Annotated in this window: 23 protein-coding genes and 1 pseudogene; 4 read left to right on the top strand and 20 right to left on the bottom strand. The window is 63.8% G+C overall.

Going from position 1 to position 26,361, the window contains the following annotated elements; genetic code table 11:
• Positions 1–3 precede the first annotated feature (3 nt).
• From AC54AF_RS15980 to AC54AF_RS15945, 8 genes are all read right to left on the bottom strand, one after another.
• Entirely contained in the window at positions 4–1,776 is a 1,773-nt protein-coding gene (locus AC54AF_RS15980; RefSeq protein WP_496637333.1) for an ABC transporter ATP-binding protein, read from the bottom strand.
• Complete coding sequence (locus tag AC54AF_RS15975; protein WP_496637332.1) at positions 1,773–2,327, bottom strand: TlpA family protein disulfide reductase; 555 nt, start codon at positions 2,325–2,327, stop codon at positions 1,773–1,775. The genes AC54AF_RS15980 and AC54AF_RS15975 overlap by 4 nt, the downstream gene beginning before the upstream one ends.
• Positions 2,327–2,887, bottom strand: a complete 561-nt coding sequence (locus AC54AF_RS15970; RefSeq protein ID WP_496637331.1) for a MauE/DoxX family redox-associated membrane protein — start codon at positions 2,885–2,887, stop codon at positions 2,327–2,329. Before AC54AF_RS15970 ends, AC54AF_RS15975 begins: the two co-directional genes overlap by 1 nt.
• Positions 2,857–3,735: an SDH family Clp fold serine proteinase gene (locus AC54AF_RS15965; protein WP_496637330.1), complete on the bottom strand. Its 879-nt coding sequence runs from the start codon at positions 3,733–3,735 to the stop codon at positions 2,857–2,859. Before AC54AF_RS15965 ends, AC54AF_RS15970 begins: the two co-directional genes overlap by 31 nt.
• Positions 3,717–4,730 carry an ATP-grasp domain-containing protein gene (locus AC54AF_RS15960; protein ID WP_096235489.1) on the bottom strand — a complete coding sequence of 338 codons (1,014 nt, stop codon included), beginning with the start codon at positions 4,728–4,730 and terminating at the stop codon, positions 3,717–3,719. The genes AC54AF_RS15965 and AC54AF_RS15960 overlap by 19 nt, the downstream gene beginning before the upstream one ends.
• A gap of 66 nt (positions 4,731–4,796) precedes the next feature.
• Complete coding sequence (locus AC54AF_RS15955) at positions 4,797–4,991, bottom strand: hypothetical protein (RefSeq protein WP_096235488.1); 195 nt, start codon at positions 4,989–4,991, stop codon at positions 4,797–4,799.
• A 226-nt stretch (positions 4,992–5,217) separates the two neighbouring features.
• Positions 5,218–5,406 (bottom strand): hypothetical protein, encoded by a 189-nt coding sequence (locus AC54AF_RS15950; protein ID WP_496637329.1) that lies wholly within the window; start codon positions 5,404–5,406, stop codon positions 5,218–5,220.
• A 238-nt stretch (positions 5,407–5,644) separates the two neighbouring features.
• Positions 5,645–5,830, bottom strand: coding sequence for a hypothetical protein (locus AC54AF_RS15945; protein WP_496637328.1), 186 nt, complete (start codon positions 5,828–5,830; stop codon positions 5,645–5,647).
• Between the two features lie 330 nt (positions 5,831–6,160).
• Here AC54AF_RS15945 and AC54AF_RS15940 point away from each other — a divergent pair, with 330 nt between their 5' ends.
• On the top strand, positions 6,161–6,547 hold the full coding sequence (locus tag AC54AF_RS15940) for a hypothetical protein (protein ID WP_496637327.1): 387 nt from the start codon (positions 6,161–6,163) through the stop codon (positions 6,545–6,547).
• A 7-nt stretch (positions 6,548–6,554) separates the two neighbouring features.
• Positions 6,555–6,884: an immunity protein Imm33 domain-containing protein gene (locus tag AC54AF_RS15935; protein ID WP_496637326.1), complete on the top strand. Its 330-nt coding sequence runs from the start codon at positions 6,555–6,557 to the stop codon at positions 6,882–6,884.
• Positions 6,885–7,254: 370 nt separating this feature from the next.
• Here AC54AF_RS15935 and AC54AF_RS15930 read toward each other — a convergent pair whose 3' ends face one another.
• Positions 7,255–7,839 (bottom strand): type 1 glutamine amidotransferase family protein, encoded by a 585-nt coding sequence (locus tag AC54AF_RS15930; RefSeq protein ID WP_496637325.1) that lies wholly within the window; start codon positions 7,837–7,839, stop codon positions 7,255–7,257.
• A gap of 189 nt (positions 7,840–8,028) precedes the next feature.
• Here AC54AF_RS15930 and AC54AF_RS15925 point away from each other — a divergent pair, with 189 nt between their 5' ends.
• Positions 8,029–9,669, top strand: coding sequence for a phosphoethanolamine transferase (locus AC54AF_RS15925; RefSeq protein WP_496637324.1), 1,641 nt, complete (start codon positions 8,029–8,031; stop codon positions 9,667–9,669).
• Between the two features lie 78 nt (positions 9,670–9,747).
• On the opposite strand, the gene AC54AF_RS15920 is transcribed toward AC54AF_RS15925, so the two are convergent.
• Both AC54AF_RS15920 and AC54AF_RS15915 read right to left on the bottom strand, forming a co-directional pair.
• Entirely contained in the window at positions 9,748–10,521 is a 774-nt protein-coding gene (locus tag AC54AF_RS15920; protein ID WP_131686551.1) for an FAD-binding oxidoreductase, read from the bottom strand.
• A gap of 233 nt (positions 10,522–10,754) precedes the next feature.
• Positions 10,755–11,900, bottom strand: a complete 1,146-nt coding sequence (locus tag AC54AF_RS15915) for an acyltransferase family protein (protein WP_496637323.1) — start codon at positions 11,898–11,900, stop codon at positions 10,755–10,757.
• Positions 11,901–12,157: 257 nt separating this feature from the next.
• Between AC54AF_RS15915 and AC54AF_RS15910 the strand changes: the two genes are divergently transcribed.
• The gene (locus AC54AF_RS15910; RefSeq protein ID WP_496637322.1) at positions 12,158–13,663 is read left to right on the top strand and encodes an anion permease; all 1,506 of its coding nucleotides are present in this window, start codon (positions 12,158–12,160) and stop codon (positions 13,661–13,663) included.
• 9 nt (positions 13,664–13,672) lie between these two features.
• Here AC54AF_RS15910 and AC54AF_RS15905 read toward each other — a convergent pair whose 3' ends face one another.
• The 9 genes and pseudogenes from AC54AF_RS15905 to AC54AF_RS15865 form a co-directional block, all read right to left on the bottom strand.
• Positions 13,673–16,213, bottom strand: a complete 2,541-nt coding sequence (locus AC54AF_RS15905) for an EAL domain-containing protein (protein ID WP_496637321.1) — start codon at positions 16,211–16,213, stop codon at positions 13,673–13,675.
• Positions 16,210–19,431 (bottom strand): ATP-binding protein, encoded by a 3,222-nt coding sequence (locus AC54AF_RS15900; protein ID WP_496637320.1) that lies wholly within the window; start codon positions 19,429–19,431, stop codon positions 16,210–16,212. Before AC54AF_RS15900 ends, AC54AF_RS15905 begins: the two co-directional genes overlap by 4 nt.
• Positions 19,415–20,587, bottom strand: coding sequence for an ABC transporter substrate-binding protein (locus AC54AF_RS15895; RefSeq protein WP_496637319.1), 1,173 nt, complete (start codon positions 20,585–20,587; stop codon positions 19,415–19,417). Before AC54AF_RS15895 ends, AC54AF_RS15900 begins: the two co-directional genes overlap by 17 nt.
• A 162-nt stretch (positions 20,588–20,749) precedes the next feature.
• Positions 20,750–20,975 (bottom strand): annotated as a pseudogene (locus tag AC54AF_RS15890) (NADP-dependent oxidoreductase); the annotation flags it as partial.
• A gap of 115 nt (positions 20,976–21,090) precedes the next feature.
• Complete coding sequence (locus AC54AF_RS15885) at positions 21,091–21,900, bottom strand: oxidoreductase (protein WP_496637318.1); 810 nt, start codon at positions 21,898–21,900, stop codon at positions 21,091–21,093.
• 104 nt (positions 21,901–22,004) lie between these two features.
• Positions 22,005–22,622, bottom strand: coding sequence for a TetR/AcrR family transcriptional regulator (locus tag AC54AF_RS15880; protein WP_496637317.1), 618 nt, complete (start codon positions 22,620–22,622; stop codon positions 22,005–22,007).
• Between the two features lie 76 nt (positions 22,623–22,698).
• On the bottom strand, positions 22,699–23,103 hold the full coding sequence (locus AC54AF_RS15875; protein WP_496637316.1) for a ribonuclease domain-containing protein: 405 nt from the start codon (positions 23,101–23,103) through the stop codon (positions 22,699–22,701).
• A 309-nt stretch (positions 23,104–23,412) separates the two neighbouring features.
• Positions 23,413–25,362 (bottom strand): FTR1 family protein, encoded by a 1,950-nt coding sequence (locus AC54AF_RS15870; RefSeq protein ID WP_496637387.1) that lies wholly within the window; start codon positions 25,360–25,362, stop codon positions 23,413–23,415.
• 158 nt (positions 25,363–25,520) lie between these two features.
• Positions 25,521–26,237, bottom strand: coding sequence for a hypothetical protein (locus tag AC54AF_RS15865; RefSeq protein WP_496637315.1), 717 nt, complete (start codon positions 26,235–26,237; stop codon positions 25,521–25,523).
• Between the last annotated feature and the right edge of the window lie 124 nt (positions 26,238–26,361).

Raw genomic sequence — 26,361 nt, 5'->3', positions numbered from 1 at the left:
CAATCACAGGATTGCCGTACTGTCATGCAATTGCTGGAATTGTGACAACTGCTGCTGCATCAGCCTGGCATACTGGCCCCCCGCGCGCAGCAACTCGGCGTGCGTGCCTTGCTGGCATATCCTGCCGTCCTCCATGACGATGATGCGGTCCGCCTTGACGATGGTGGAAAAGCGGTGGGCGATGATGATGGTGGTGCGTTCTTGCATCAGGGTATCGAGGGCGCGCTGCACCTGCTGTTCGCTGGCGGCGTCGAGTGCGCTGGTGGCTTCGTCCAGGATGAGGATTTTCGGCGCGCGCAGGATGGCGCGGGCGATGGCGATACGCTGTTTCTGTCCGCCGGATAACTGCACGCCCCGTTCGCCCACCAGGGTCTCGTAGCCATCCGGAAAGGCCGCAATGAAGTCGTGCGCGTGCGCCAGGCGCGCCGCCGCCAGCATCTCTTCGCGCGTCACCTGGCGGTCCGGCACGGCAAAGGCGATATTGTCCGCGATACTGCCGGAAAACAGGGCCGGTTCCTGCTCCACCACGGCCATCTGGCGGCGCAGCTGCGCCACGCCCAGCACCCGCGCATCGATGCCGTCGAAGTGCAGGCTGCCCGTAACGGGCTGGTAATGGCCCAGTACCAGGCTGGCGATGGTGGACTTGCCGGCGCCGGACGCCCCTACGAGGGCGATTTTTTCGCCCGCGCGTATGGAGAGGCTGACGCCGTCGAGGGCCGTGGCTTGCGTCCGCTCGGGGTAGGCAAAGCGTACTTCACGCAGCGCGATGTGGCCCGCCAGCGGCGGCTGCGGCGCCGCGTCGGGTACGGGACGGTGGCTGCGCAGGATGTCGAAGATGCGGTCGGTCGAACCCATGGTGCGCATCCAGGTGTTCCAGAATTCGCTGATGGAGCCGGCCGTGTCCGTCACCATGCTGGCATAGATGACAAAGGCCGTCAGCTCGCCCACGCTCAGGCGGCCCTGGCCAATCAGGTGGGCGCCGAAGCATAGCGTGGTCAGCAGGGCCACGAAGGCGAGCAAGCCTTGCGCGCCCTGGAACACGGCCAGCAGCCGCGTGCCGGCCAGGGACACGTCCAGCAGTTGCCGCATGGCTTGCGCGTAGCGGGCCATGGCGCCGCCCTGCTGGTTGAAGGCCTGCACCAGGCGCGCATGGGCAAAATACTCCTGCGCCACCTTGCCGCTGGCGGCCAGGCTGGCTGAAATGGCCCGCGCGCGCTGCCGGTAATTGCTGCCTGATAATTTGCCGAGATACAGGCTGATGGGAATGAACAGGGCCAGCGGCAGGCTCAGCATCGGTGACAATTGCAGCAGCATGGCGATGCCGCCCGCAAAGACGCACAGCGAGCGCAGGGCATTGGCCGCGCCGATGGTCAGGCTTTCATGCAAGGCCGATACGTCGGACGTGAGCCGGCTGTTCAGCTCGCCACCATGGTGCTTGTCGAAAAAGGCGATGGGCTGGTTGATCACCACGTCGAACAGACGCCGGCGCACGCCCATGACGATCATGTGGCCGCTCGATTGCAGCAAATAGAAGCGCGCGGCCGAAGCCAGCGCATACAGCAGGCTGAAGGCCAGCATGGCAGCCACCATGCCTGGCGTGACGCCGCGCCGGGTGAGGGCGGCCACGTTGTCGATGAAATACGCGATGGCTTGCGGAAAGGCCAACTGCGCGCCCACGGTGAGGGCCATGCACAGTAGGCCGGCGGCAATACGCCAGCGCACGGGATGCAGCAGGCGCAGGCGTTCAAAATGGGGGGCGAAGTGCAGATGGTTCATGCGGCGCGCTCCTGCGAGGGTTCGGCGTTCAGTTGCCCGACGAGGGCCAGCCAGTCTTCGTCGCCGATCAGGCCGGCCGCTTCCACGTTGCCCTGGTGATTGACGAATACATAGGAGGGCGAACTCATCAGCGGATTCAGGCGCCGGTAGTCGCGCAGCGCGAGCTGCGCCGTGGCTGCACGCAGGCTGTTGCCGGGCAAAAAAGCGCGCAGCCGGCGGGCCGGCTCTTCGCTGATCAGCCACAGGGTCAGGCCCGCCTCCCGTGCCAACGGTAGCAGCTGTTCGACGCCGGCCAGCTTGGCTACGCATTTCGGACAGCGGCTGGCCAGGAACAGCAGCACGGTCGCCTGGCCGCTGGCGCCCGGTTGAAAGCGCGCGCCGCCAGTCAGCGGACGGGCTTGCACGGCAGGCAGGGGCTCGCCTGGCACCAGCGCCGTGGGCGCGATGCGTTCGCGGCGGCTGGCGCGCAGCACGGCCAGGCTGAGCCAGATATTGCCGGCGACGGCGAACGCCAGCGCCGCCAGCACCAGTTGCAAGGTCGTGGAATCCATCAGTCTGCTTTTGCCAAAGTGGCGATGTCGTGCAGGGAAATAATGGCCACGCATGCGATGGCCGCCAGGCCGGCGGCCAGCATGCTGGTGGTCACGGGCAATGGCGTTTCCTGCGCCAGCGCAAAGTAGGCGCCGTTGATGCCGACCACCAGCACGTTGCGCAGCAGGTCGTAGGGCGAGACGGGCCGCGCCGCTTCGCCAAAGCAGCTGCAGCGCACCACGCTGTACGTGAAGTAGCGGTAGGCCAAGACGGCGGTGAGCGTGCTCAGTAGCAATAGCGACAGCAGCATGGGCAGGCGCGTGCCGTCCGTCAGGAGCGTGCTCACCAGCAGCCAGCATGAGAGCGATAATTCGGCCATTACCAGGGCCGGTGCCGCCCATCTGGCGAGGATGGGCGGCACGCCGAACGAGGTGGCCAGGTTGCCACGGAAGGCGCCGTAGCTGCGCAGCTTGCCCACGCCTGCCGCCAGCAGCAGCAAGGCGATGAAGCAGCGTGCCGTGTCGGCAACGAGCGCGGCCAGCAGCGGCGTCAGCATGCGGCCCGCGCTTGCGTGGTCCACAGGGGCGCGAAGCCGCCCGGACGCTGGCGCCGCAGCTGCACGCCGTCGCGCGAGGCCAGCAGGGCATCGTTCCACGTTTCGTCAGGGGCGCTGCGCAGGGCGCCGCCCACGTTCGCCTGCAATTGCGTCGAGATGGCCCAGCCCAGACGTTCGGCGTGGGCATTGCGCGCCATGGTCAAGCCCAGCTGGGCCAATTCCTCGCGTGTCAAGGCATAGTTGTGCGAGTGATACCCCGTCACCAACTGCGCGACGATGGCGCGCCGCGCCTCGGGCGTGGCATCGGGCAATTGCCACGCCAGCAACTCCTCGCCGATCTGCGCCAGTTCCAGGGTGGTACGGTAAAAGGCCGTCAGGGAAGGAGGGAAGATGCTGCCGCATAGCAGCGATAGCGATTGCTGGCGCGCTTCGCTGGCATCGACGCCGAACCACTGCTGCGCCATGTCGCCGAAAACCTTGATGTCGAGGCTGGAAAAAGCGCCGCCGTCGACGCCATCGAGCTGCGGGTCGATGGGCGAGAACAGGGCCAGGTCGCCGGCGATGATTTCATCGGCGCCCAAAGCCAGCAAGGTGGCGGCTGACTGGCAGTGGAAGGGCACGATAAAGCTCAGGTGGCGCGCATGCTGGCGCAGCACAATGGCGATGCGGCGCGCCGCGTTGACGATGCCGCCGCGCCCGTGCAGCACCACGTCGAGGCGCGCCACGGGGCCGATAGCCTGGCACAGCTCATACAGGGCGGGCAGCAGTTCCATGTCCAGGTGCGAGGCGGCCAGGACGATGGCCCGGCTGTCGCGCGCCTGCTCCAGTTCGCGCAGATGAAGAGGAATCTGGCTCAGGTCTGGCTGCGGCATACGGCTCCTTTGATCAGGGTATCGGCCACGCTTTCCAGCAGGGGCAAGGCGGGCACCAGTTGTTGCACATACAAAAATTGACCAACAGGATTGTTTTCCAGGAAAACATATTCGTCGTCGGGCGTGACGATGAGGTCCATCGCGCCATACTCGAGGCCATAGCTGTGCACGAAATCGAGACAGCGTTGCCGTATGTCATCCGGCAAGGTCGCTGCTTCATAGCGGATGGGGGCCGACATGTCGCGCGAATCAATGGCTGTGCGCGCATCATCCTGGGAATACAAACGCGCGGCAAACAGTTGCTTGCCGATCACGGTGATCCGCAATTCGTATTGCTTGGCGATATATTGCTGGAACTGGCAGCTCAGTTCGCTGACGGCGTCCAGGCTATCGAGCATGGCGTCGTCAACGATGGTGGTGCCGATCCCGGCGCTGACCCTGTCAACGTCGCCGACCGCTTCGGCGGCCAGGCTGGGCGTGGACATGCTCTTGAAAATGATGGGGCCGCCGACGGCTGCGCGGAAAGCGCGCACGTCGTCCGGCACGTTGGTAATCAAGGTGGCGGGCACGCGAAAGCCCATGCGCGCGGCCCGCGCGAGCTGTTCGCCTTTCCACTGCGCGCCGCGCAGCGCCAGCGGATGGCTGAGCCAGTAGCAATCGAGTGCATACAGTACGCTGAAGATGGCTTGCTCCGTTTCCAGTTGCGCGTAGGCGCGTTCCTGCGGCGCCAGGTCGGCGCTGGCATAGGCGTACTCGGCCGGCTTGCGCAGCCAGACGGCGCCCACTTGCTGCAAGTCCAGCCAGTCGCCATCGGGCAAGCGGCGCAGGCGCGCGCTGGCGCGGCCGTCCTGCAGGCGCTGGCACAACTGGTAGTCGCGGGGAAAGGCGTCGAGGTTGATACGGAAGGGAGCATGGCCGCGGGCGGCCAGGATCGGGGTGACCAGGTCGGCATGCAAGTCGCCGCTATGGCTGATAATCAATACCTTCTTATGCATTCAGGGTCCTGCGGCGAAGGAAAATAAAAAGCCTTGCCGTGGCAAGGCTTTCAGCTGGCTAAGGTATTAGCAGTACACGCCCGTATCGTTGGGCGCAAAGCGCGAGCTGTCGCGCAGATTGTAATCTTCCGGATCGCCGTAATACGTGCAGCCGGCCACGGCCACGCCATCGCGCACCTGCCATGGTTGTTTGACTTCCTTGCTCACTTCCTTTTCGGCCAGTTTGAAAGCAAACAGCTTGGTTTGATTCTGTTTTTGCATAGTCATCCTCTTGTCGTGGTTAAGTGCCGCTTGTATGGATCGCCAATGGTGCAGGCTTTTGCATATTAATTTTCAATTAACGATGCGTGAATCGATAAACGCTCAAGATTAATATTTCAATGAATGCTGCACGCAGGGAAGTACTGCGCCGCAATTGGCGTTGATGCATTAAAGTCGAGATGGAATAGAACCCCGCCAGGGGCGAGGTGCCAGGGCGCTGCTAAGATCAGCAATACTGACCGCTGTCGTTCGGCTTAAGGCGCGAAGAGTCGCGATACTGGTCATTGGTGCCCACTGCGGTGCAGCCGGCCACGGCGACGCCGTCGCGCACCTTCCAGGCGGTGGCGGGCGCCGCCTGTTTTTGTACCTTTTTCTCAGCCAGTTTGAATGCGAACAATTTGGTTTGGTTTTGCATTGTACTATCCTCTTGTGGTGGTTAAGTACGACCTGTTTTGCGTGCCAGTTGATTTGGCTTTCAAATGCTAATTTTAAAAAAATTCCGCGTCAACCAATAAATTGAAAATTTCAAAAATAGATTTCAATCGATATGAATGGCGCGCACGGGAAAACTGCGCCGCAAATGGTGCGAACGTGTTTGCATCGGGAATTAAATGACATTCCCTCCATGAGTTGAATGGATGCTGGTGCGGCGCTCAGCAGAACTGGCCGGTATCGCGGGAATTCATGGTGGAAGAGTAGCGGTATTGGAAGCGGTCGACTTCGCTGCAACCGGCGACGGCGACACCGGTGCGTACTTTCCATTCGGTGGGCGGCGTAGGCAGGGTTGATATCTCTTTCTCAGCAAGCTTGAAAGCGAACAATCTTGGTTGGTTTTGCATTGTACTATCCTCTTGTGATGGTTAAGTACGGCTTGAGCTGTCGGCCACGGTGAATGGCTTTACGATATTAGCGCCGCAACATTTAGGCGTCAACGTGAAATTGAATTGTGCACGAGATTATGTTTTTATAATAATCACCAAATATCACGCAATGCACCGATGTTATTATCAATCGATAAATTATGATTGCAGGATTTAAATGTCAGGATGGCGGGAATATTATTGCGCCGCACTATCGCGGTGCATGCGGATAATTTTGAGGGGAATGGATGGGGCTTGCGCGGGGTGGTGCACTATAATGGCGCCTGCTTAAGAGAGAGGAGTCGCAACATGGACATGGACATGGACATTACCGACAGCCTGCGGCAACTGGCATACGTGCAGGCCGCCGCCTTCGTGCAGACGCTGGACCGGCGCGATCCTGTTGCGCTGCAGCGTGACTGGGGCCTGGCGCCGGGCGTGGCCGACGAGGTCATCGAGCTGCTCGACAGCTATTTTGCGGCGAACCAGGCCCTGTCCCTGGCGCCGCTGGCGCAAGCCTTCGTGCCGGGCAAGGGTGGCCGTCCCGCCGTCGATGTGTATGCCACCGACGCCGGACCGCTGGGCCTGGAATGCCTGTTGCTGGCCGACGGCCAGCCGGGCGAAGCGATCTTGCACCTGGAAATGTCCAGCCACGATGGCGCGCCGCGCCTGCATTACCACTACATCGGATCCTGATAACCATATGATTGAACTTATCAGCGAAACACAGCGGCGCATCTGCGACAAATACGGCTTGCCGGCGCAGGCGCCCGAGCCCATGGTGGCCCTGGCCATCGGCAGCCTGGACCAGTCGCCCATCTATGGCACGCGCATCGCGCTGCCGGAAAACGGCACCATCAGCTGGTTCATCCATTGCGGCGAACACGACGACGCCAGCGGCTTTTACCAGCCCCTGCATGCGGAACACCTGCAGCAGATGCTGCCGCAGGTGCTCGATTACCTGGCCTTGCCCAGCGGCGCCAAGTTCATTCTCGACCGCGAAGGATATGAAGACGTGTGGCTGGAAGAGTAATTTTCTGACCGGCAAGATTATCGTTGCCGTTAATAAATAGGTATGGGATGCTGCGGTTCCGTTTTCGCCGGTCGAAAGCCGCATCTTGAACTCGCGCCTCCCGTCTGTGCTTCTGGTCATGGCGCTTGCCGGCGTCCCCGCTGCCGCCTTGGCTGCTAATGCCGCACCCGCCAGCGGGCCGCAGGCATCGCGCACGGAACACGACATCGCCGTCTTCCAGCTTGGCGTGCAACTGTACCCGCAAGGGGCAAATGGCCACCGTACGAGGCCGACGGCGAGCGGGCGCAAGGCATCACGCATTACCGCCGTTTGCTGGAAATGGACCCCGGCAACACGCACGCCGTGGCGCGCCTGCACGCCTGGGTGCCAACTAGCGGCTTGCCTGGGCGGCCTTGCCGTGCTCGGCGCCGTGCATGGACAGGTAAGCGGCCAGGTTGTCATCATCGATGCCCAGGGCGCGCAAGACCTCGGCCGTAAAGCTGACGGGCGCCGTGCCGGGCGCCGTGATGACGCGCTGGTCGGCCACGGCCCACGGCACATCCTGATACAGGGCGGCGCCCGCATAGCCGGTCTGCGTCAGGTTGTCCGCGCCATTGGAGGTGTGGCGGACATTGTCGAGCACGCCCGCCTGCGCCAGCACGCGCGTGCCGTCGCAGATGCCGGCCAGCACGATCTTCTTGTCGCGGGCGGCGCGCAGCAAGGGACTCAGGTCGGGCGCCTTGCCGCTTTGCCAGTGGCTGCCGCCACACACCATCAGCAAATCGAGTTCATCGAGCACAATCTCTTCCAGCGCCAGTTGCGGCGTGACCAGCATGCCGCCGGATGAGGTGACGGGCAAGCCGCCAGGCGTGGCGAACTGCGTGTAAAAGCCGTAATACAGGCGCGCCGTGGAATTGAGCAGGGCGGTTTCCCAATCGGCAAAGTTCTCGGTCAGAATGGTGATGGCACGTGTCATGAAAAGTCCTGTCGCAGGTGAAGATATCAATAGTACAGGCTGGCTGGCTAGCCTGCTGGTGCCGAAATCATAATAAAAAGCACTGACAATTTCTGTCAGGAGCGCACGCAAAATGATGGTACAAGTTGCAACAGGCTGCGCTACAATCGCGGGCCCGTCCCTGTTCACGATTTATTATCCATCGCTGCCATGCTGATTCTGTTTTGCCGTGTCCTGTTCAGCATTGCTGGCCTGCTGTTGTTCTTCCTCTTCGATCAGTTAAGCGCGAACGAATGCCTGAAATTGAGCGTCTTGCTGGCGGCCATCCTGCTGGGCGTGGGCGGCGTGCTGCACGCGTGGCGCTGCAGTGCCGGTGCGATCACCGTGCTGGTGCGCGTTGTCGTGCCCGTGTTTTATCTCGACGCCGCCATCAAAGGGTTTTTGCGTGGCTATTTTGGCATGCGGCCGAATCCGAATGCGGTCTTACAGGCCATGTTTGCGACAGATCAAGCCGAAACGCACGAGTTTTTCGTGCACAACAGCGTCGCCCTGGCGCAAGCGGCCGGCTGGTTTGTGCTCGTCACGGCAGCCGTGCTGCTGGCCGACCGCCAGCTGCAGCGCTGGCAGGCGGCGCGCGATGTTGCCGCGCCGGGCCTGCCACAAAAATGCTTTGCCGCCAGCATGGCCGTCTTTCTCGTGCTGCTGCACGTCAACACCACCATGCGACGCGAAAATCCAGCCCTGTTCTGGCCGCTGCGCTACCAGCAGTACTGCGCGCAGCTGGACGCCATGCAATCGATGCGGCATGCGCTGACGGCGGACATGGCCGCGCCGCGCGACTGGAATGTGCGCTATGCGGGCGAGGATGCGCGCACCGTCATCCTCGTGATCGGCGAGAGCACCAACCGCGCCTCGATGTCGCTGTATGGCTATCCGCGCGCCACCACGCCCCGGCTCGACGCCATGCGGGCTCAGCTGCTGGTATTCAATGACGTGATTTCGCCAGCCGCCAGCACGGTGGAATCGATGATGACGATGCTCACGCCGGCCGATATCGGCAACCCGGACGCATGGATGGCCAAGCCGAATCTGCTGATGCTGGCCGAGGCGGCCGGCTACAAGACGTTCTGGGTGTCGAACCAGACGCGCAACGATGGCTGGATCGGACTGCTGGCGGGCGAGGCCGATGAAAGCGATTTCATCAACTACGGCACTGGCCGCGGCGAAAACAATTTTGATGGCAACCTGTTCCAGCCGTTCGCCCATGCGCTGCGCGACGCGGCGCCGAAAAAACTCATCGTCGTGCATTTGCTGGGCGCCCATCCCAGCTACGACATGCGCTATCCCAGCCGCTTTGCGCATTTCGACCGGGCGCACGACGCCGTCAGCGCGCAGATGGAACACCAGGGCCGGTCGAGCTGGATACGCCACCAGCGCGACGAGTACGACAACGCCATCCGCTATGGCGATTATGTGCTGGGTACGCTGATCGGCATGACGGAAAAGGCCAAGGCGAACCGCGCCGCCTCCTTGCTGTTCGTCTCCGACCATGGGCAGGAAGTGGGCTACAGCCGCAATCACGCGGGTCATTCCGCCTCCGACAAGAGCGGCTATGAAATTCCCATGCTGATCTGGAATAGCCGGCAAGCGCCGGCATCGGCGGCCGCGCGCGCCGCGCTGGAAAGCCGGCCATACCAGACCGACAAGCTCGATGCGACCGTGCTGGGTTTGCTGAAGATCGAGACGCGCTATTACGCCGCGCATGACGATATCCTCAGCAGCGCCTTTACTCCCGTGCAGCGCTTCATGAATGGCTTGCAGTACCAGCGCGGCGCGCCGCTGGCCCGTTGAGCCACCAATGAAAAAGGCCCGGCGCCGCCGCAGATGGCGGCGGGCCGGGCCCTTGGGGTACTGCGGATGACTTGCGGATTACTTCTCGGCGAACGCGCGCTCGACGACGAAGTCGCCCGGCGTCGAAGTATTGCCTTCCTTGAAGCCACGCGCTTCCAGCATTTCTTTCAGGTCGCGCAGCATGTCCGAGCTGCCGCAGATCATCACGCGGTCTTCGGCCGGGTTCAGCGCCGGCAAGCCCAGGTCTTCGGCCAGCTTGCCGTTCTCGATCAGTGCCGTGATGCGGCCCATGTTGCGGAAATCCTCGCGCGTCACGGTCGGGTAATAGCGCAGTTTGTCGCTGACCATTTCACCCAGGAATTCGTGCTGCGGCAGGTGCTCTTCCAGCAGCTCGCGGTAAGCCAGTTCATCGACCTGGCGCACGCCGTGCACGAGGATCAGCTGGTCGAAGCGCTCGTAGATGTCGGGATCGCGCACGATGCTGAGGAAAGGCGCCAGGCCCGTGCCCGTCGACAGCATGTACAGGCGCTTGCCTGGCAGCAGGTAGTCGGACACCAGGGTGCCCGTCGGCTTGCGGCCGACGATGACGGTGTCGCCCACTTGCAAGTGCTGCAGACGCGACGTCAGGGGGCCGCCCGGCACCTTGATACTGAAAAATTCCAGATGGTCTTCGTAATTGGCGCTGGCGATACTGTAGGCACGCAGCAAGGGCTTGCCATCGACGCGCAGGCCGATCATGGTGAAATGGCCATTCGAGAAACGCAGCGACGGGTCGCGCGTGGTGGTAAAGGAGAACAGGGTATCCGTCCAGTGGTGCACGCTTAAAACGCGCTCTTCATTCATCGAACTCATAGTATGTGTTGGCTGGTCAAAAAAATGGTTAGTTGCTGGCAACTGCTGGCAAAAGTGAAACCCTGTGTAGGCCCAGACGCTATTGTACCGGCCTCTACACGAAATTGTTACCGTCTATCGCCGCCAATTCTGCCGCACGCGGTGCCAACATTATAGTGCGAATGGCAAGGCGGGGCTGAAAACTGCCGTGAAAGACGCAGGCAGCAGGCGGACTCTTGACTTGGCTCACTTTTTCAAGGCGCCGCTCCAGGGCTGTCGCCAGTGCGTGCAGGCGTGGCCGTGACGACGCCCCGCAAGCGCCGGCGCAGGGCGGTATTGGCCGGTTCGGACACATAGCGGGCGACGAGGGCGGCCGCCAGCGCCGTCGCGGCCAGGAAAAGCGCCAGCCACGGCAGGCGCTCCGCGTAGCCCAGGCCCGCCTTGTCGACCACATTGCGCATGGCGGCCAGTATGATGATATGGAACAGGTACAGCTCATAGCTGTGCCGTCCCAGCCATGGCAGCGGACCGTGGCGGCCCTGGCTGGCCGCCTGGCCCGCCGTGGCGCCCACGATGAAGGCGGCGCTGGCCAGTGCGATCGCGCTGAAGCCGAAGACTTCATGGCCGCCGATGCCGCGCACATACAGGGCCGCCAGAGCCAGGCCCGCTAGCCAGCGCAAGAGTTGCCCGGCACGCGCACCCGGCTGCCAATGTTGTGTCAGCAGGGCCGTCAGGCAGCCGATGGCGATGGCGTCGAAACACGCGATATAGCCATACATGAAATAGATTTCGTTGTCCGCGTGCAGGCTGCGATAGACGGGGCCGGCCACGATGGCAACGCCGCACAGCAGCATTATCCGATGGCGCTGGCGCAGGAAGCGGCACGACAGCGGCAGCAGCAGATAAAACATTTCCTCGACAGATAGTGACCAGTACACGTTCAGGCAGTAATTGAAATAGCCGGCGCTTTGCATCAGCACGTTGTGCCAGAAGGTCAGTACGGAAGCGATGGCGATGACGAAATAGCTGGCTGGCAAATCCTTGCCGCCGTCCGAATTGGCAAAGAAGGGCACGTCCAGCACGCCCAGCAGCACGATCAGGGACAGGGCCAGCAGCAGAGAGGGAAGCAGGCGGGCGATGCGGTAGGCATAAAACGCCGCCAGGTCGATGCGCGCCAGGTCGCCCCAGCGGCGCAGCGAGGTCGAGCTGATCAGGTAACCGGAAATAACGAAGAACATGGTCACGCCATAGTTACCCTGGTAGGCGGCGCCCAGCAGCCAGCCAGGCAAGGCCGAGAGCGGGCTGTTCTTCAAGCCATAGGCCAGCGCGAAGTGCAGCACCAGCACGCACAGGATGGCCGCGCCGCGCAGGGCGTCGATATGATGGTTGCGGGCTTGCAATGGCGTCCTTGTCTGTTTGGCAGCATGAGGGGCGATTATGTGAGCGATGTCGCGCGTAGGTCAACGATTTTGCAATTGCCGGGAACGGCGCGCTGAATGGAGCAGGGGCGTGGGCGCCTTGCGTGTATGATATTGCCGAACAGAATTGTTGGGCATCTGTCATCTTGCGGGCGCGCTTCTTGTGCCTATCGGCCCATGAATCTGCGTGCGCGATTCCGACCGCGAGGATGCCTGACCCACAGCGAAAGGTAATAAAGATGTATAAAACAGTGCGCGACCTGTTCCTGCATTTCAAGGAAGCCGTCCCATTCCGCCTCGTCCCCGCCCTGATCTGCACCGCCTTGCTGGTGAGCATGCTATTGCTGCCGGCGCCGGACGGCTTGACGCCCAAGGCCTGGGGGCTGGTGGCGATTTTCCTCACCACTATCCTGGCGATCATTCTGAAAGTCATGCCGATCGGCGTGATGGCCATGATGGCCATCGTCATCGTGTCCTTGTCGCAAGTGACGTCGACCTCATCCAAGGGCGCCATCACGGATGCGCTCAGCAGTTTCTCGAATCCATTGATCTGGCTGATCGTCGTGGCGATCCTGATTTCGCGCGGCCTGAAAAAGACGGGGCTGGGCAGCCGCATCGGCCTGCTGTTCATTTCCCTGCTGGGCAAGCGCACCATGGGCATCGGCTACGGCCTGGCGATTTGCGAACTGGTGCTGGCGCCATTTACGCCAAGTAACACGGCACGCGGCGGCGGAATCGTCCACCCCGTCATGAAATCGATCGCCAATGCCTTCGATTCGGACCCGGCCAAGGGCACGGAAAAGAAAGTCGGCACCTATCTGGCCCTCGTCAATTACCACGCCAACCCGATCACGTCGGCCATGTTCCTGACGGCCACGGCGCCCAATCCCCTGGTAGTCGACTTCGTGGCCAAGGCCAGCGGCCAGAGTTTTCACCTGACGTGGACCACCTGGGCCCTGTGCATGCTGCTGCCGGGCCTGGTCTGTCTGCTGGTGATGCCGCTGATCATCTACTGGCTCTCGCCGCCGGAACTGAAAGCGACACCGGACGCCGTCACCTACGCCAAGGCGGAGCTGAAAAGCATGGGTCCGCTGTCGCCGTCGGAAAAGGTCATGCTGGGCACCTTCGCCCTGTTGCTGCTGCTGTGGGCCAACGTGCCCGCCATGCTGTTCGGCCCCGCGTTTTCGCTCGATGCGACGGTGGTGGCCTTTGTCGGCTTGTTCGTGCTGATCATTACGGGCACCATCGACTGGGACGACGTGCTGTCGGAAAAGAGCGCCTGGGATACCCTCGTGTGGTTCGGCGCACTCGTCATGATGGCCGAGCAGCTGAACAAGACGGGCGTGATCGCCTGGTTCTCGGCCGGCATGAAGGCGGCGATTATTGCCAGCGGCATGGACTGGCTGCCGATCGCGGGCGTCCTGGTGCTGGTGTTCGTCTTCTCGCATTACTTCTTCGCCAGCACGACGGCCCACATCAGCGCCATGCTGCTGGCCTTCCTGACGGTGGGACTGCACCTGATTCCGGCCGCATACCACGTGCCGTTCATGCTGATGATGACGGCCGGTTCGGCCATCATGATGACCCTGACGCACTATGCGACGGGCACCTCGCCCATCATCTTCGGCAGCGGTTTCGTGACGATGGGCAACTGGTGGCGCGTCGGCTTCATCATGTGCGTGGTGGAACTGCTGATCTTTGCCGTCGTCGGCACGACCTGGTGGAAGCTGCTCGGCTACTGGTAAGCAAAGTGGCTAGGCGGCGCGGTTGCCGATCTCGATGCCATGGGGGCCTCGCGGCGGCCGCTGCACGCCCGATTCGAAGCGCAGGAAGGCTTCGCGCAAATGGTCTTTCAGCAAGGTCTCGTCCCAGGGCTTGGTGATGAACTTGTACACCGAGCCTTCGTTGATGGCTGCCGTGACCGAATGCAACTCAGGATAGCCGGACAGCATCACGCGCACGATCTCCGGATAGATGCCTTTGATGCGGCGCAATAGTTCGTTGCCGGACATGCCCGGCATGCGCGCATCCGTGAGGATCACGCCCACTGCGTGGGCGGCCACCAGTTCCAGCGCTTCCTGCGGCTTGCTGGTGCTGAGTATCTGGTAACCCTCCTTGCGCAGCGAGCGGCGCAGGGCGGACAGGATATGCTCCTCGTCATCGACCAGCAGCAGCACGCGCTGCGGCGCCTCCGCATGGCAGCTTTCGGGCGGCAAATGGGTGCCGGCATACAACATCTGATCCATCTCGGCGCCGGGCAGGGGGCGGCTGAAGTAATAGCCTTGCATGGCGTCGCAGCGGTTGGTATTGAGAAATCCCAATTGCCCCTCCGTTTCCACCCCCTCGGCCACCGTGGTCATGTGCAGCGACTTGGCCATGGCGATGATGGAGCGGGTCAACGAAGCGCCATCCACGCTGTCGGTCACGTCGCGGATGAACGATTGATCGATCTTGACGACGTCGATGGGAAATTGCTTGAGATAGGACAGGCTGGAATAGCCGGTGCCGAAGTCGTCCAGCGACAAGGTGACGCCGATGTCTTTCAATTCTTCCAGCGCTCCCACCACGAGGTCGCGGTTTTGCATCAGCACGCTCTCCGTCAGCTCCAGTTCCAGGCAGTGGGCCGGCATGCCGCTGTTGGCCAGCACTTCGCGCACCAGTTGCGGCATGTCGACCTGGCGGAACTGGCGCGCCGATACGTTGACGGCCATCGTCAGGTGCGTAAAGCCGTAGGCATGCCAGACGCCCAGCTGCGCGCACGCCGTGCGCAGCACCCATTCGCCAATGGGCACGATCATGCCCGTCTCCTCGGCCAGAGGGATGAAGCGGTCCGGCGGCACCAGCCCGATGCCGTCGCGGCGCCAGCGCAGCAGCGCTTCCATGCCATAAATCTTGCCGCTGGTGAGGTCGACCTTGGGCTGGTAGTGCAGCTCCAGTTCGCCCAGCGCCAGCGCCTGGTGCAGCGCGTGCTCGATTTCGGCCCGCTCTTCCACCAGCACCCCCATCTTGTGGTTGTAGAACTGGTAGCCGTTGCGCCCCTTGTCCTTGGCGCTGTAGAGGGCCGCATCGGCCGTCTTGAGCAGCATGTCGCCGCTGTCGCCGTCGGAGGGAAACACGCTGGCGCCGATACTGGTGCTGACGTGCAAGGTATGTGCGCCCAGCACGAAAGGATCGGCGAACACGGCCAGCACCTTTTTCACGATCTGCTCGGCCGTCTCGATATCTGACAGGTCCGTCAGCAGGATGGCGAACTCGTCGCCGCCCTGGCGGGCCACGGTGTCGCCTTCGCGCACCGCCAGCTTCAGCCGCCGGGCCACTTCCTGCAGCAGCGCATCGCCCACCGGGTGGCCATAGCTGTCGTTGACGAACTTGAAACGGTCGAGGTCCAGCATCAGGGTGGCCAGGTGCAAGCGGGTGCGGCGGGCATGCGCGATGGCCTGGCCGATGCGGTCGTTCAGCAACTGGCGGTTGGGCAAGTCCGTCAGCGCGTCGTGGTTGGCCAGGTATTCGATGCGCAATTCCTGCCGCTTGCGTTCCGTGATGTCCTGCACGGTACCGCGCATCAGCAGCACCTCGCGGCCTTCGCGCACGGCCTCGGCCTGGTGAAAGACGATGCTTTCGCCACCATCGGGCCGCAGCACCTTGTGTTCCAGGCCGTAGCTGGTGCCGCTGGCATGCAGTTCCATGAAGGCATCGAGCAGCAGGGGCCGCTGGTCTTGCGGCAGGCATTGCAGCAGGCGGTCGAAACTGGTGGGGCCGGCATCGGCGTCCAGGCCCAGGATGCGCGACAGTTCCGGCGACCAGTAGCCGTCGCCGGCGGCAACCCGGTATTCCCAGTTGCCGAGGCGGGCCAGCGCCTGCGCGTGGCTGAGGCTTTCCTGGATACGGCTCAACTCGGTCAGGGCGCTGCTGGCCCGCAGAAGGTAGCGCAGCCGGTGCGCCAGCAAGCGCCATTGCATCGGCTTGGAGATAAAATCGCTGGCGCCCGCTTCCAGCGCCTGCTTGATGGAGTCATCGTCGTCGTTGCCGGTCAGGACGACGATGGGCACGTGCGCGCCGCCGGGCAGCCGGCGCAGCTGCTGACAGCATTCGAAGCCGCTCATGCCTGGCATGGCGACGTCGAGCAGGACCAGGTCGGGCACGCCGCGCTGGAAGGCGGCCAGCGCTTCCAGGCCGCTGGCCGCTTCCTCGATGCGGAAGCCTTCCGGCTCCAGCGCTTCCGTCACCAGGATGCGCGTCATGGTGTCGTCATCGACCACCAGAACCAGTGCTTGCGGGGGCAGTGCGGTATTCATATGGCTTCCTTTTCAATGGCCAGGGCGGCGAGGACACGGTCGAGTTCTTGCTGGATGCCGCGGATATGCTGCAGCGCGCTGCCGACGTCATTGCCGCGCGCGTATTGTTCGATTTCACGGCAGGTGGCCGACAAGCCCAGCGCGCCAACGTTGGCGCAGCTGGACTTGAGCGTGTGCGCCGCCAGCTGGACGGCTGCGGCATCGCTGGCCCCGGCGGCCACTTCCAGCTGGCCCAGCAGGCGGGGGGCATCGCTGTAGAACAGGTCGATGATGCGGGCCAGCACGTCGGGACGGCCGGGACGCCGCATGGCGCGCAGATTTTGCAGGGCGGCCGCGTCGAGGATGGCGCCAGGCAGTGCAGCCGTCTCCAGCGTTTCCACCGTCTCGTCGGCTGCCGGCGCGGCGGCCGGCGGGCGCCAGCGGGCCAGCACGGCCAGCAGGGCGGCGCGCGTATAGGGCTTGGCGAGATAGTCGTCCATGCCCGCGTCCAGGCACAGTTCGCGGTCGCCGAGGATGGCATTGGCCGTCAGGGCAATGATGGGCGTGCGCTCACGGCCTTGCTGGGCTTCCATGCGGCGCAACTGCCGGGTCGCTTCGAAGCCGTCCATTTCCGGCATCTGGCAATCCATCAGGATCACGTCGAAAGGCTGCCGCTCCCACAGGGCCAGCGCGCGCCGCCCGTTGCCGGCCGGCGTGGCGTGGTAAGAGGTATCTTCCAGCATGGCCAGGGCGATTTCCTGGTTGATTGCGTTGTCTTCCACCAGCAGCATGCGCAGCGGCGCCTGGCCTGCGGTCCCGCCGTCAGGCGCAGGCGGAGCGGGCAGGCCAGGCAGCGCTGGCGGCGCGTCTGCGGGCGCCACCTCGCCCACGGCGACGGTGACGGCGAAGCTGGAACCCTGGCCCGCCACCGACTCGAGGACAATGTTGCCGTCCATCATTTCCGCCAGTTGCTTGATGATGGCCAGGCCCAGTCCTGTGCCGCCGTATTTGCGCGAAGTGGTGCTGTCTGCCTGGCGGAACGGCTGGAAGACGGCCGCCGCCGCTTCCGGCGCCATGCCGATGCCCGTGTCGCGCACTTCCAGGCGGATCCGGCCGGCAGCGGGGCAGCTGACATCGACGGAAATTTCGCCCCGTTCGGTGAACTTGGTGGCGTTATTGAGCAGGTTGGTGAGGATCTGGCGCAGGCGCACGGGGTCGCCGCGCACGTGCTGCGGCACGTCGGGGGCGATGCGGCAGGTAAATGCGATGGCCTTGCGCTCGATGCCGTTGGCAAACAGCGCCACGACATCGTCGATCACCTGGCGCAGGTCGAAGGGGATGTGTTCGAGCACCAGCTTGCCCGCCTCGATCTTGGAAAAGTCGAGGATGTCGTCGATGATGCTCAGCAGGCTTTCGCCGGAACGGTGCACCGTGTGCACGAAACGCTGCTGCTTGGGACTGAGTTCAGTGCGCTGCAGCAATTCCGTCATGCCCAGCACGCCATTCATCGGCGTGCGGATCTCGTGGCTCATCTTGGCCAGGAATTCCGACTTGGCGCGGTTGGCGGCGTCGGCATCGGCCTTGGCCTGTTTGAGCGCCAGGTCGCGCTGTTCGATGTGCTCGAGCATGCCGTTAAAGCCCTGGATCAATTGTCCCAGTTCATCGCTGCCATGCTGCGGCACGCGTACCGACAGCGCGTTGCCGCGGCGGATATGGGCAATCGCGTGGGACAGGCGCGCCAGCGGCCTGGCGATGGAAGCGCTGATCAGTCCGGTGATGGCCACGCAGGCCAGCAGCAGGACCAGCGCGATGCCGAGGATCAGCATGAAAGCATGCCGCACGCCATCGCGCACCTTGGCCACCGCGTCTTGCTGCTGCTCCGTGATGCGCGCCACCTGCTGCGCGGAATAGGCGGCCTGTTCGCGCTCGAAGGCGCGCACATGGTCGATGACCTCGTCCAGCGCCGTCCGGCTGTCGAGCACGCTGCCCTTGGCTTGCAGCAGCCGCTGTCCCGAACGCTCCACCGCGTCCAGGTAGGTGTTGACGCTGCGCGTTTCGGCCAGCAAGCCCAGCTGACCTATGCTTTGCAGCAAGGTCTGCATGGTGCCCATGTCGCGGTGCAGGGCGCTGATGTGCAGTGCGATCTCGTCTCCCAGGCGCGTGACGTCGCCGGCGGCCGTGGCAAGCATGACTTCGCCCACGCCGATGCTGATGGCGTCGACCGCCAGGTTGATGTCGCCGCTGGCGTCCTCGATGCGGGCCGAGGTGCGCATGTAGCGGTTGGCCTGCGCCAGCCGGTCGCGCCCGATGGCCAGTTGCAGTTCGATGGGGTCGAGTTCCTCGGCCAGGCGCAGGTGGGCGCTGGCCAGGGTGGCGCTGATTTGCTCCTTGAGCGCGGCATAGCGCGCCTGCTGCGCCGCGCTGGCGCCGCCTTCGGCCAGCAGCCCGGCGCGCAAGGCCATCAGGCCGGCGGCGGGATCGAGCGTCTGACGCGCCGTGGCGAGCAGTGTCGCCCGCAGCGCCTGCTGGGCCGGGCTGATGTCGCGCTCGCCGCTTCCCGCCAGATGCGCGACTGCCGCCGTCAGCCGCTCGCGCAAGGGCGCGATGCGGAAACGGTTTTTCACGGCCTCCGTTTCGGCCAGCGCAATCTGCATGTCGAGGATGCTCTTGCGCAAGTCGGTCAGGTAGCGTGCGTTCTGGTTCAGGCGCTGGCTTTGCAGCTGCACCTCGGCGGCCGTGGTCTGGGCCTGGCTGTCGACCAGGCGAATCTTGCCGCGCGCGCCCTTGGCGGCGGCCTTGATCTGCGCCAGCACTTGCCGCATCTCCGTCGCCTGCGCCTTGTAGTAGGCCTCGTTTTCCAGGCGGGTGCGCACGGCGACGCGCATGCGCTGGAATTCCTGTTCGAAAGCCGAGTGATAGCGGGGCGCCTGCGACTCGCCGTGGCGCCGCAAGGCATTGCTGATGCTCTCGGCGGTCTGGATATTGGCCACTATCTTGTTCGACACCTGCTCCAGCTGCACCAGGTCTTCCGCCTTGCCCAGTTCGAAAAAATCCGATGCCATGTCCTGCACGGTATAGCGCAGGCGCAATACGTCCGTGTACAGTGGCACGGTCCGGTCGGTCAAGCCGTGCACATGGGTTTCGATGCCTTTCACCAGCAGCAGGCTGGCCGCCGCCATGGCTGCCACGCCCGCCAGCAGGACGGTGGTACTGATGATCAGTTTAGTCCTGATTTTCACGCCAGGCTCCAGGCGCCGGCCCGGCCGGAACGATCCTGCCGTCGGCAATGCGGGTCAGGAAGACGGCCGTCGACGCCTGGTGGTCGCTTGGCCGCAGCGTCACCTGCATGCCTCCGAGGTCGAGCCGGTCGAACGTTTCGAAGCTCTGGATCAGGCGCTTGCGCGTGAGGTCGGCGCCCGTGCGGCGCAACGCTTCGACCATCAGGGTGGCCGAGATGCAGCCTTCGAAACTGACGAAAGACAGCCTGGCCGCCGGCACATGCCTGGCCAGCAGCGCAGCGCAGTCGGCGGCGATGGGCAACTGGCGGTCTTCCGGCAAGGGCACCACCTGCGAAATGACGATGTTGTTGCCTTCCTTGCCCAGCAGTTGCAGCAGGCTGTCCGTGCCGACAAAGGACACGGTTGCCAGGGCTGCCTTCAGCCCGGCACCGCCAGCCTCGCGCACGAACGCGGCCACCGGCGTGTAGGGGCCGGCCATGATCACCGCTTGCAGGTCGTGTCCGATCAGAGCCGCCAATCCCGCCTTGACGGCCGTGGTGCCGCGCTGGAAGGAGCCCTTGGCGACGAGCTCCATGCCGCGCCGTTGCAGGGCGCGCACGGTGCCGTCGAGCACGGCATTGCCGAAACCGTCATCCTGGTACAGGACGCCAAAGCGCGTGACGCCGCGGCTGGCGAAATACTGCACCAGGGCATCAGACTCATCGTCATAACTGGCGCGGAAGTTGATGATTTCATGCACCACGGGGCGGCGCAAGGTCATCGCCCCCGTAAACGCGCCCATCAGCGGCACCTTCATTTCCTGGACGATCGGCATGACGGCGTTGGTGGTGGGCGTACCCACGTTGCCGAACAGGGCGAACACCTGTTCCTCCTCGACCAGCCTGAGCGTTTCACTGATGGCGCGGTCCGGATCGTAGCCGTCGTCCGCGACCACCAGCTCGATGCGCCGGCCATGGATGCCGCCGCGCCGGTTCGCTTCCTGGAACACGGCCGTTGCGCCATCGAGCATGGCCCGCCCCAGCCCCGAGGCGGCGCCCGTTTGCGCATTGACCATGCCCAGCCGGACTTGCGTGTCGGTGACGCCCGGTTCGGCGGCATGGCCGATGCCTGCCCCCAGGGTAATCGCGAGCCAGCAGCATTTCCGGAAGAAGCGCATGAGCTACCTTGATTGAGTTTGATCGTTATCAAGAGGTATAGGGTTGATAACGAGTATGGAGGAAATTACCAAGGCAAAACTCACACATAGTCACATTCGCAGTCACGGCGCTAAAAGCAATCCCAAGGCGACTCAAGACACGGACAATTGCAGCACCACCTTGCCGCGCGCGCGGGCGAAAGCGGCGTCCGGCGGACCGACCAGCGAGACGACGCGGCTGCCAGGCTTGACGATGCGCACGGCTTTTAAACGTGCCGAGGCCGCCGGAACCGGCCTGGATAAACACTTTTTGGCCCGGCTGGAGCTGCATGTGCCTTTGCATGGCTTGCCACGCCGTCAAGCCCACCATGGGAATCGACGCCGCGTGCACGACATCGAGGTTAGCCGGGGTCGGGCGAGGGACGGGGCAGTTCCGCAAACGCCACGTGATCGGGGCCGCCGTACTGTTTGAGTTGCAATGCTTGCATGATGTTCTCTCTGAATGCTGGAAAAAGTGCTGGCCTTCAGGCCAGGCGCAGGTCCTTGCGCAAGCCGGCGTCCAGCAGAGCGGCGGGCATGAAACGGCGCATCAGGCGCAAGCGCGCCGCCAGCGGCCCGGCCGTGTAGCGCAATTTCGGCTGGCGTGCCTGCGCCGCCGCCAAGACCGTCTCGGCCACGACGCCAGGGCCATCGGCGCCGGCCATCAACGCTTGCAGCCGGCGCGTGACGGCCGCGCCGACTGGCCGGTAGGCGGACAGCGGGGCATCGGGCGCCAGCAAATTGGCTTCGAACGTGGTTTTCGTGTAGGCCGGTTCGATGACGCTGGCGCGGATGCCCCAGCCCCGTACTTCATGGTCGAGCGATTCGGTGTAGCCCTCGATGGCGTGCTTGGTGGCCGAATACAGCGCGCCGTAGGGCATGGGCAAAAAGCCCACGACGGAACCGATATTGAGGATGCGCCCGCCGCCCTGGGCCCGCATGTGCGGTAGCACGGCCAGGGTCATGCGCACGACGCCATGGAAATTCGTGTCGAAGATGGCTTGCGCCTGCGCCATGCTGCTTTCCTCGGCGCCCGCCGGCGCCACGCCGAAGCCGGCGTTATTCACCAGCAAGTCGATGCGGCCTTCGCGCTGCATCACCTCGGCCACGGCGGCAGCGACAGACGCATCGCTGGTGACGTCGAGCGCCAGCATCGTGTCGCCGTGTACGCCGGCTTGCGCGCTGCGGCGGCTGGTGCCGTACACCGTATAGCCGGCTTGCGCCAGGCGCTGGGCCGCGGCCGCGCCGATGCCGGACGAGGCGCCGGTGACCAGGGCAATCTTGTGGTTTTTCATGCTAGTTCCTTCAGTGGTTGACAGCGTGGGACATAAGATATGACGATCGTCATATTGTTGTTTAAAAAAAAGCCCGGGACGGATCAGCGCCACGGGCAGGGCAATTAGCCGGGCGTTTGAAACTGCGCCAGGGTGGCCGCGCACAGCGCTTCCGACAGGGCTGGCTCATCGACGGCGCGCGCGAGGATGGTGGTGCCGATCATGGCGCATACCGTCGCCATGGCTTGCGCGTGCGCTTCGGGCTGGCCCCAGTTCGGCAACTGGCGCGCGAACAGGTCGATCATTTCCTTGATGTGAATGGTGGCGGCGCGCCGCACCGCGGGCGCCTGGCGCGGCATTTCCGAACCCAGCGCCGAGACGGGACAGCCCACCTCAATGGCGGCGACGTGTTCGGGCGACAGATATGCGGCCAGCATCGCCTGCAGCGCCTGGCCGGGCGGAGCGGCAGCGGCCACCCTGGCCGCCAGCGCCACCGACTCGGCGCCCGCCCGGTCGCCCGCTTCGGCCAGCAGGGCGTCGCGCGAGGCGAAGTGCGCGTAGAAGCCGCCGTGGGTCAGGCCCGCTTCCTTCATGATGTCGGCCACCCCCGTGCCCGCATAGCCGCTGCGGCGGATGGCGCGCGTGGCCACCTCGACGATGCGTTCGTGGCTGGCTTCCTTGCGGCTTTGCGCCGGGGCTTTGGCAGTTGAGTTGTCAGGTGGTTTCTGCATGACGGCCATCATATCGCAATTTTCAACACCGTGCACGCGACAAGCCGCAGCAGCTGTTTCTCGGCTGCGGCTCGTATTTGAAGATAAACTAGCTTTTCAGGCTGCAGAAGGAAGCATAGTGGTCTTGCGTGTAATAGCGTTGCACCAACTTGCGTTTGCCCGCCGGGGTTTGCACCAGCAATACCGCGCGATGCGAGCCCGCTCCGCCATCGCCGCCGATACCCAGATAGTATTCATAATAAACCTCGTCCTTGCCGGCGGCGGGCAGGCGGCCTTCATTGTTATTGAAGACGGTATTGCCGGCACCACCGGCCACCGCGCGCGTCTTCGCGTTGCGGTAGGCGTCATATTCGCTATTTTGCGGGGTGGGCAGGGTTTTGCTCGGTTCCCTTTTGCCGCAGTCGGGGATTTTCGCCGCATATGCAGGGGACGATAACAGGGCGCCTGCCACAATAAGACCCAGCGACCAGATTGTCGCGCGTTGAGTTTTCATCGATAAGCTTTCGTTGGTGGTGCGTTCAATGGATGGGTTTCTTTGGATACGGCCAATGTCCGGGCGGCCGGCGTAATCTCTGCAATACCGAATATAGTTAAATATTTAAAAATATTACTATTCAATTGTCACGTGCCGAAACATGGCTGCATGTCTTCAACAAAGAAACTGGATGAGCGCGCTGCGAATGGCGGCCAAGACCCGCTGGCGCAATGAAATAGCCCCCAATAGCTTGCGGCTATTGGGGGCTATCAGCCGTTCTAGGCGGTAACGCCCGTGCCGGCGCGTTTCAAGGGACGAGTGCCAAGCTCAGGCCGGCTTGCGCTTGCCTGCGGAAGCGCGGTTCCAGCCGTAGCCGGCGATGATGATGGCCAGGATGGCCGCCTGCGCCAGCAAGGTTTCCAGCGTTGGCAGGATGCCCAGCAGGTCGATGCGGATGAAGTCGACGGGCGTGACGCCGACCCAGCCCGCTTCCTGCAGCGCGGCCACGCCTTTGCCCATCAGGATCACGGCCAGCACGGCCACGAAGGCGGACGTCCACGAGAAGAATTTGCCGATAGGCATGCGCGCGCTGGTGCGCAGCAAGGCCCAGGCGATCACGACCAGCAGCACGATGGCCACCAGGAAGCCGCCCAGCAGGGCGCCGCCATTGCCGTCCGCCGCCAGGGCGGAATAGAACAGCACGGTTTCAAAGACTTCGCGGTAGACGGCGATGAAGGCCAGGGCGAACAGGCCCCAGGCGGAGCGCCGGCTCATCGCCGCCGTGAGTTTCTCGTGCAGGTATTCCTGCCAGCGTCCGGCGCTGCTCTTCTGGTGCATCCACAAGCCTACGCTGAGCAGGACCAGGGCCGCAAATACGGAACCGAGCCCTTCGCTCACTTCACGGCTGGCGCCGCTGATGGTGACCAGATACGTTGCCGCCACCCACGTCAGGCCGCCCGCCACCAGGGCACTGGCCCAGCCCGCATGCACGTAGGGCAACACGTCGTTGCGCTTGGCCTTGCGCAGGAAGGCGATGATGCCGATCACGATCAGCAGCGCTTCCACGCCTTCGCGCAGCAAGATCGTCAGGGCGCCGATAAAGGTCGTCATCGGTTCGGCCTTGGCGTCGCCCAGTTCCGCTTCCACGTGGGTAAACAGTTGCTGCAGCTTGTCGCCGGCCGCCTCGGCGTCGGCCAGCGTGCCCTTGGCAACGGCGGCACGGTAGGCCAGCATGGCGTTTTCCACGGCCAGCAGCAGGGATTTGTTGCGCGCGCCGACCATCGGCTCGATCGGCTCGAAGCCGTCCAGGTAGGCCGACAGGCCCAGGCGCGTGGCGCCCGCGCGGTCGCCCGCGCGTATGGCGGCCAGGCTTTCCGCCAGGCGCAAACGCGACAGGGCCAGGCCGGCCGGCTTGTGCGCCTCGGCCTTGCCCGGATGGCTGCGCAAGTACGCCGTCAAGGCGAGTGCCGCGTCCGCGCCCAGCTTGGCGGCAACGGCTTCCTGCGTCAGGGTCGTCACGGCGGCCAGGTCCGCGTACAGTTTTTTGCTGCGCGGATCGTCCTGCCACAGCTTTTCGCCGCGCGCGCTCGCCGCCGCATCGTGCGACATGCCGCCGACATAGAACGCCAGGTCCCAGCGCTCATTTTCGGACAGCTGGCCAAAACTGGCCATCGAGGTGCCGGCCACGCCTTGCGAAATGACCTGGTACAGCGCCATCAGGCTGCGCGACTGCGCCCGTTCGCCATCCGTGAAAGCGATCGGCTTCGGTTCCAGGCTGGCCGCCAGCGGACCATCGCCGCCACCGGCCATGCCATGGCAGGACGCGCACTGGGCCGCATACAGGGCCGCGCCGCGCGCCAGGTTGGGCAGTACTTTTGGCGCCACGGGAATCGGATACGCGGCAATCAGCAAGCCATTCGCATGGTGCGCCAGGCGCCTGACTTCCACGCCGTCCGCCTTGGCGACGACGGCTTTGCGCAGGTCGGCGATGGCGGCGGCAATGGCCGCTTTCGAGGCGTGGGCGGGCAGGGCGGCGATCTGCGTCGTCGCGTTGTCCGTAAAATCGAGCATTTCCGCGTATTCCGCCTCGCTCACTACCTTGCCGTGCTCGACGGCGCCGCTGTAATCGACGGCAACATAATCAATCAATTGCCACAATTGCTTGGCACCGGCGCCGGCATCGGTCGCTTGCGCCTGCGCGCCGCCGGCCAGCAACAGGCTGAGGCTGGCAGCGACGAGTGGATAGCAGACGAGCCATTTTTTCACTTTAATGAACATGATTCTCATTCTCATTTCTTGTTAACCCGGCGACTATAGGACAGACCGTGCGGGGTGTCAACGGCGCACGGCAGCGCGCGCGGGCAAACAGCGCCGCCCCGGTCAATATGCTTGACCAGGGCAGCGTGCCTGGAGAATGGAACGCGGGGGAGTGCGGGCTATGGCTTCGATGCCGGTTTCGCGTACAGGCCCCTGGCCAGGCCATTGTCCGCATCATCGACTTTCAGGCCACCCTTGACGACGCGCAAGGCCAGCTTCTGGAATGCCTGGCCCCTGAGCCATTGAGGGTCGGTGACGGCGAATGCGGCGATGCGTTCCTGTGCGCGCTCGGGCGGCACGGCCAGCCATTGATAGTCGGCGTTGGAACCCTGGCGGCGCAAGCCGGCGCGCACCCAGCGCTCCGACGCCGGCATGCGGACGATGGCGTCGCCGTTCGCCACGCTGACGGCCGTGGCCGTCTTGCCGCTGTGCGCTTCGAACTTCACTTCCACGCCGGCCATCGGCCCCAGCCGGGGGAAGCCGACGATGGCCACCCACAGTCCTGTTTCGGACGGTTTCTGAATGCGCATTTCCGATTCATCGAACACGCGAAACTGCGGTTCCTTGCCGCCGTTGCCCGCCTCCAGGGTCACCGTGTCGCCGGCAACGCGCCACTCGCCGCTGGCTTGCTCGTCGGTATTGCCATAACTGAGCATCCATTCGAAGGTGCCATCCTTTTTCAGCAGCAGTTCGGAACCCGTTTCCATGACGCCTTGCAGGTAGTAGTGTCCGGGCAGGGAGGGGGCAGCCTGGTCGGCCGCGCTGGCAGCAAGCGGCCAGGCGAGGGTGGCGCAGGCCAGCAGGCAAGAGAGGGAGGGAAGGCGGGAGGTTTTCATCGGTGTGTCCTTTATGATAGGCTCTGTCCTCGGCAAATAGGGGAAATGCCGGAATCTTCTCTTGGCAGCGCTGTCTGACTCTGCATACTCACCACACAGGGAGCAGATCATGCCGCCAGCCGAA

The organism is Janthinobacterium sp. JF4 (genome assembly GCF_059617925.1).
This window is presented reverse-complemented; position numbering and strand designations above follow the sequence as displayed.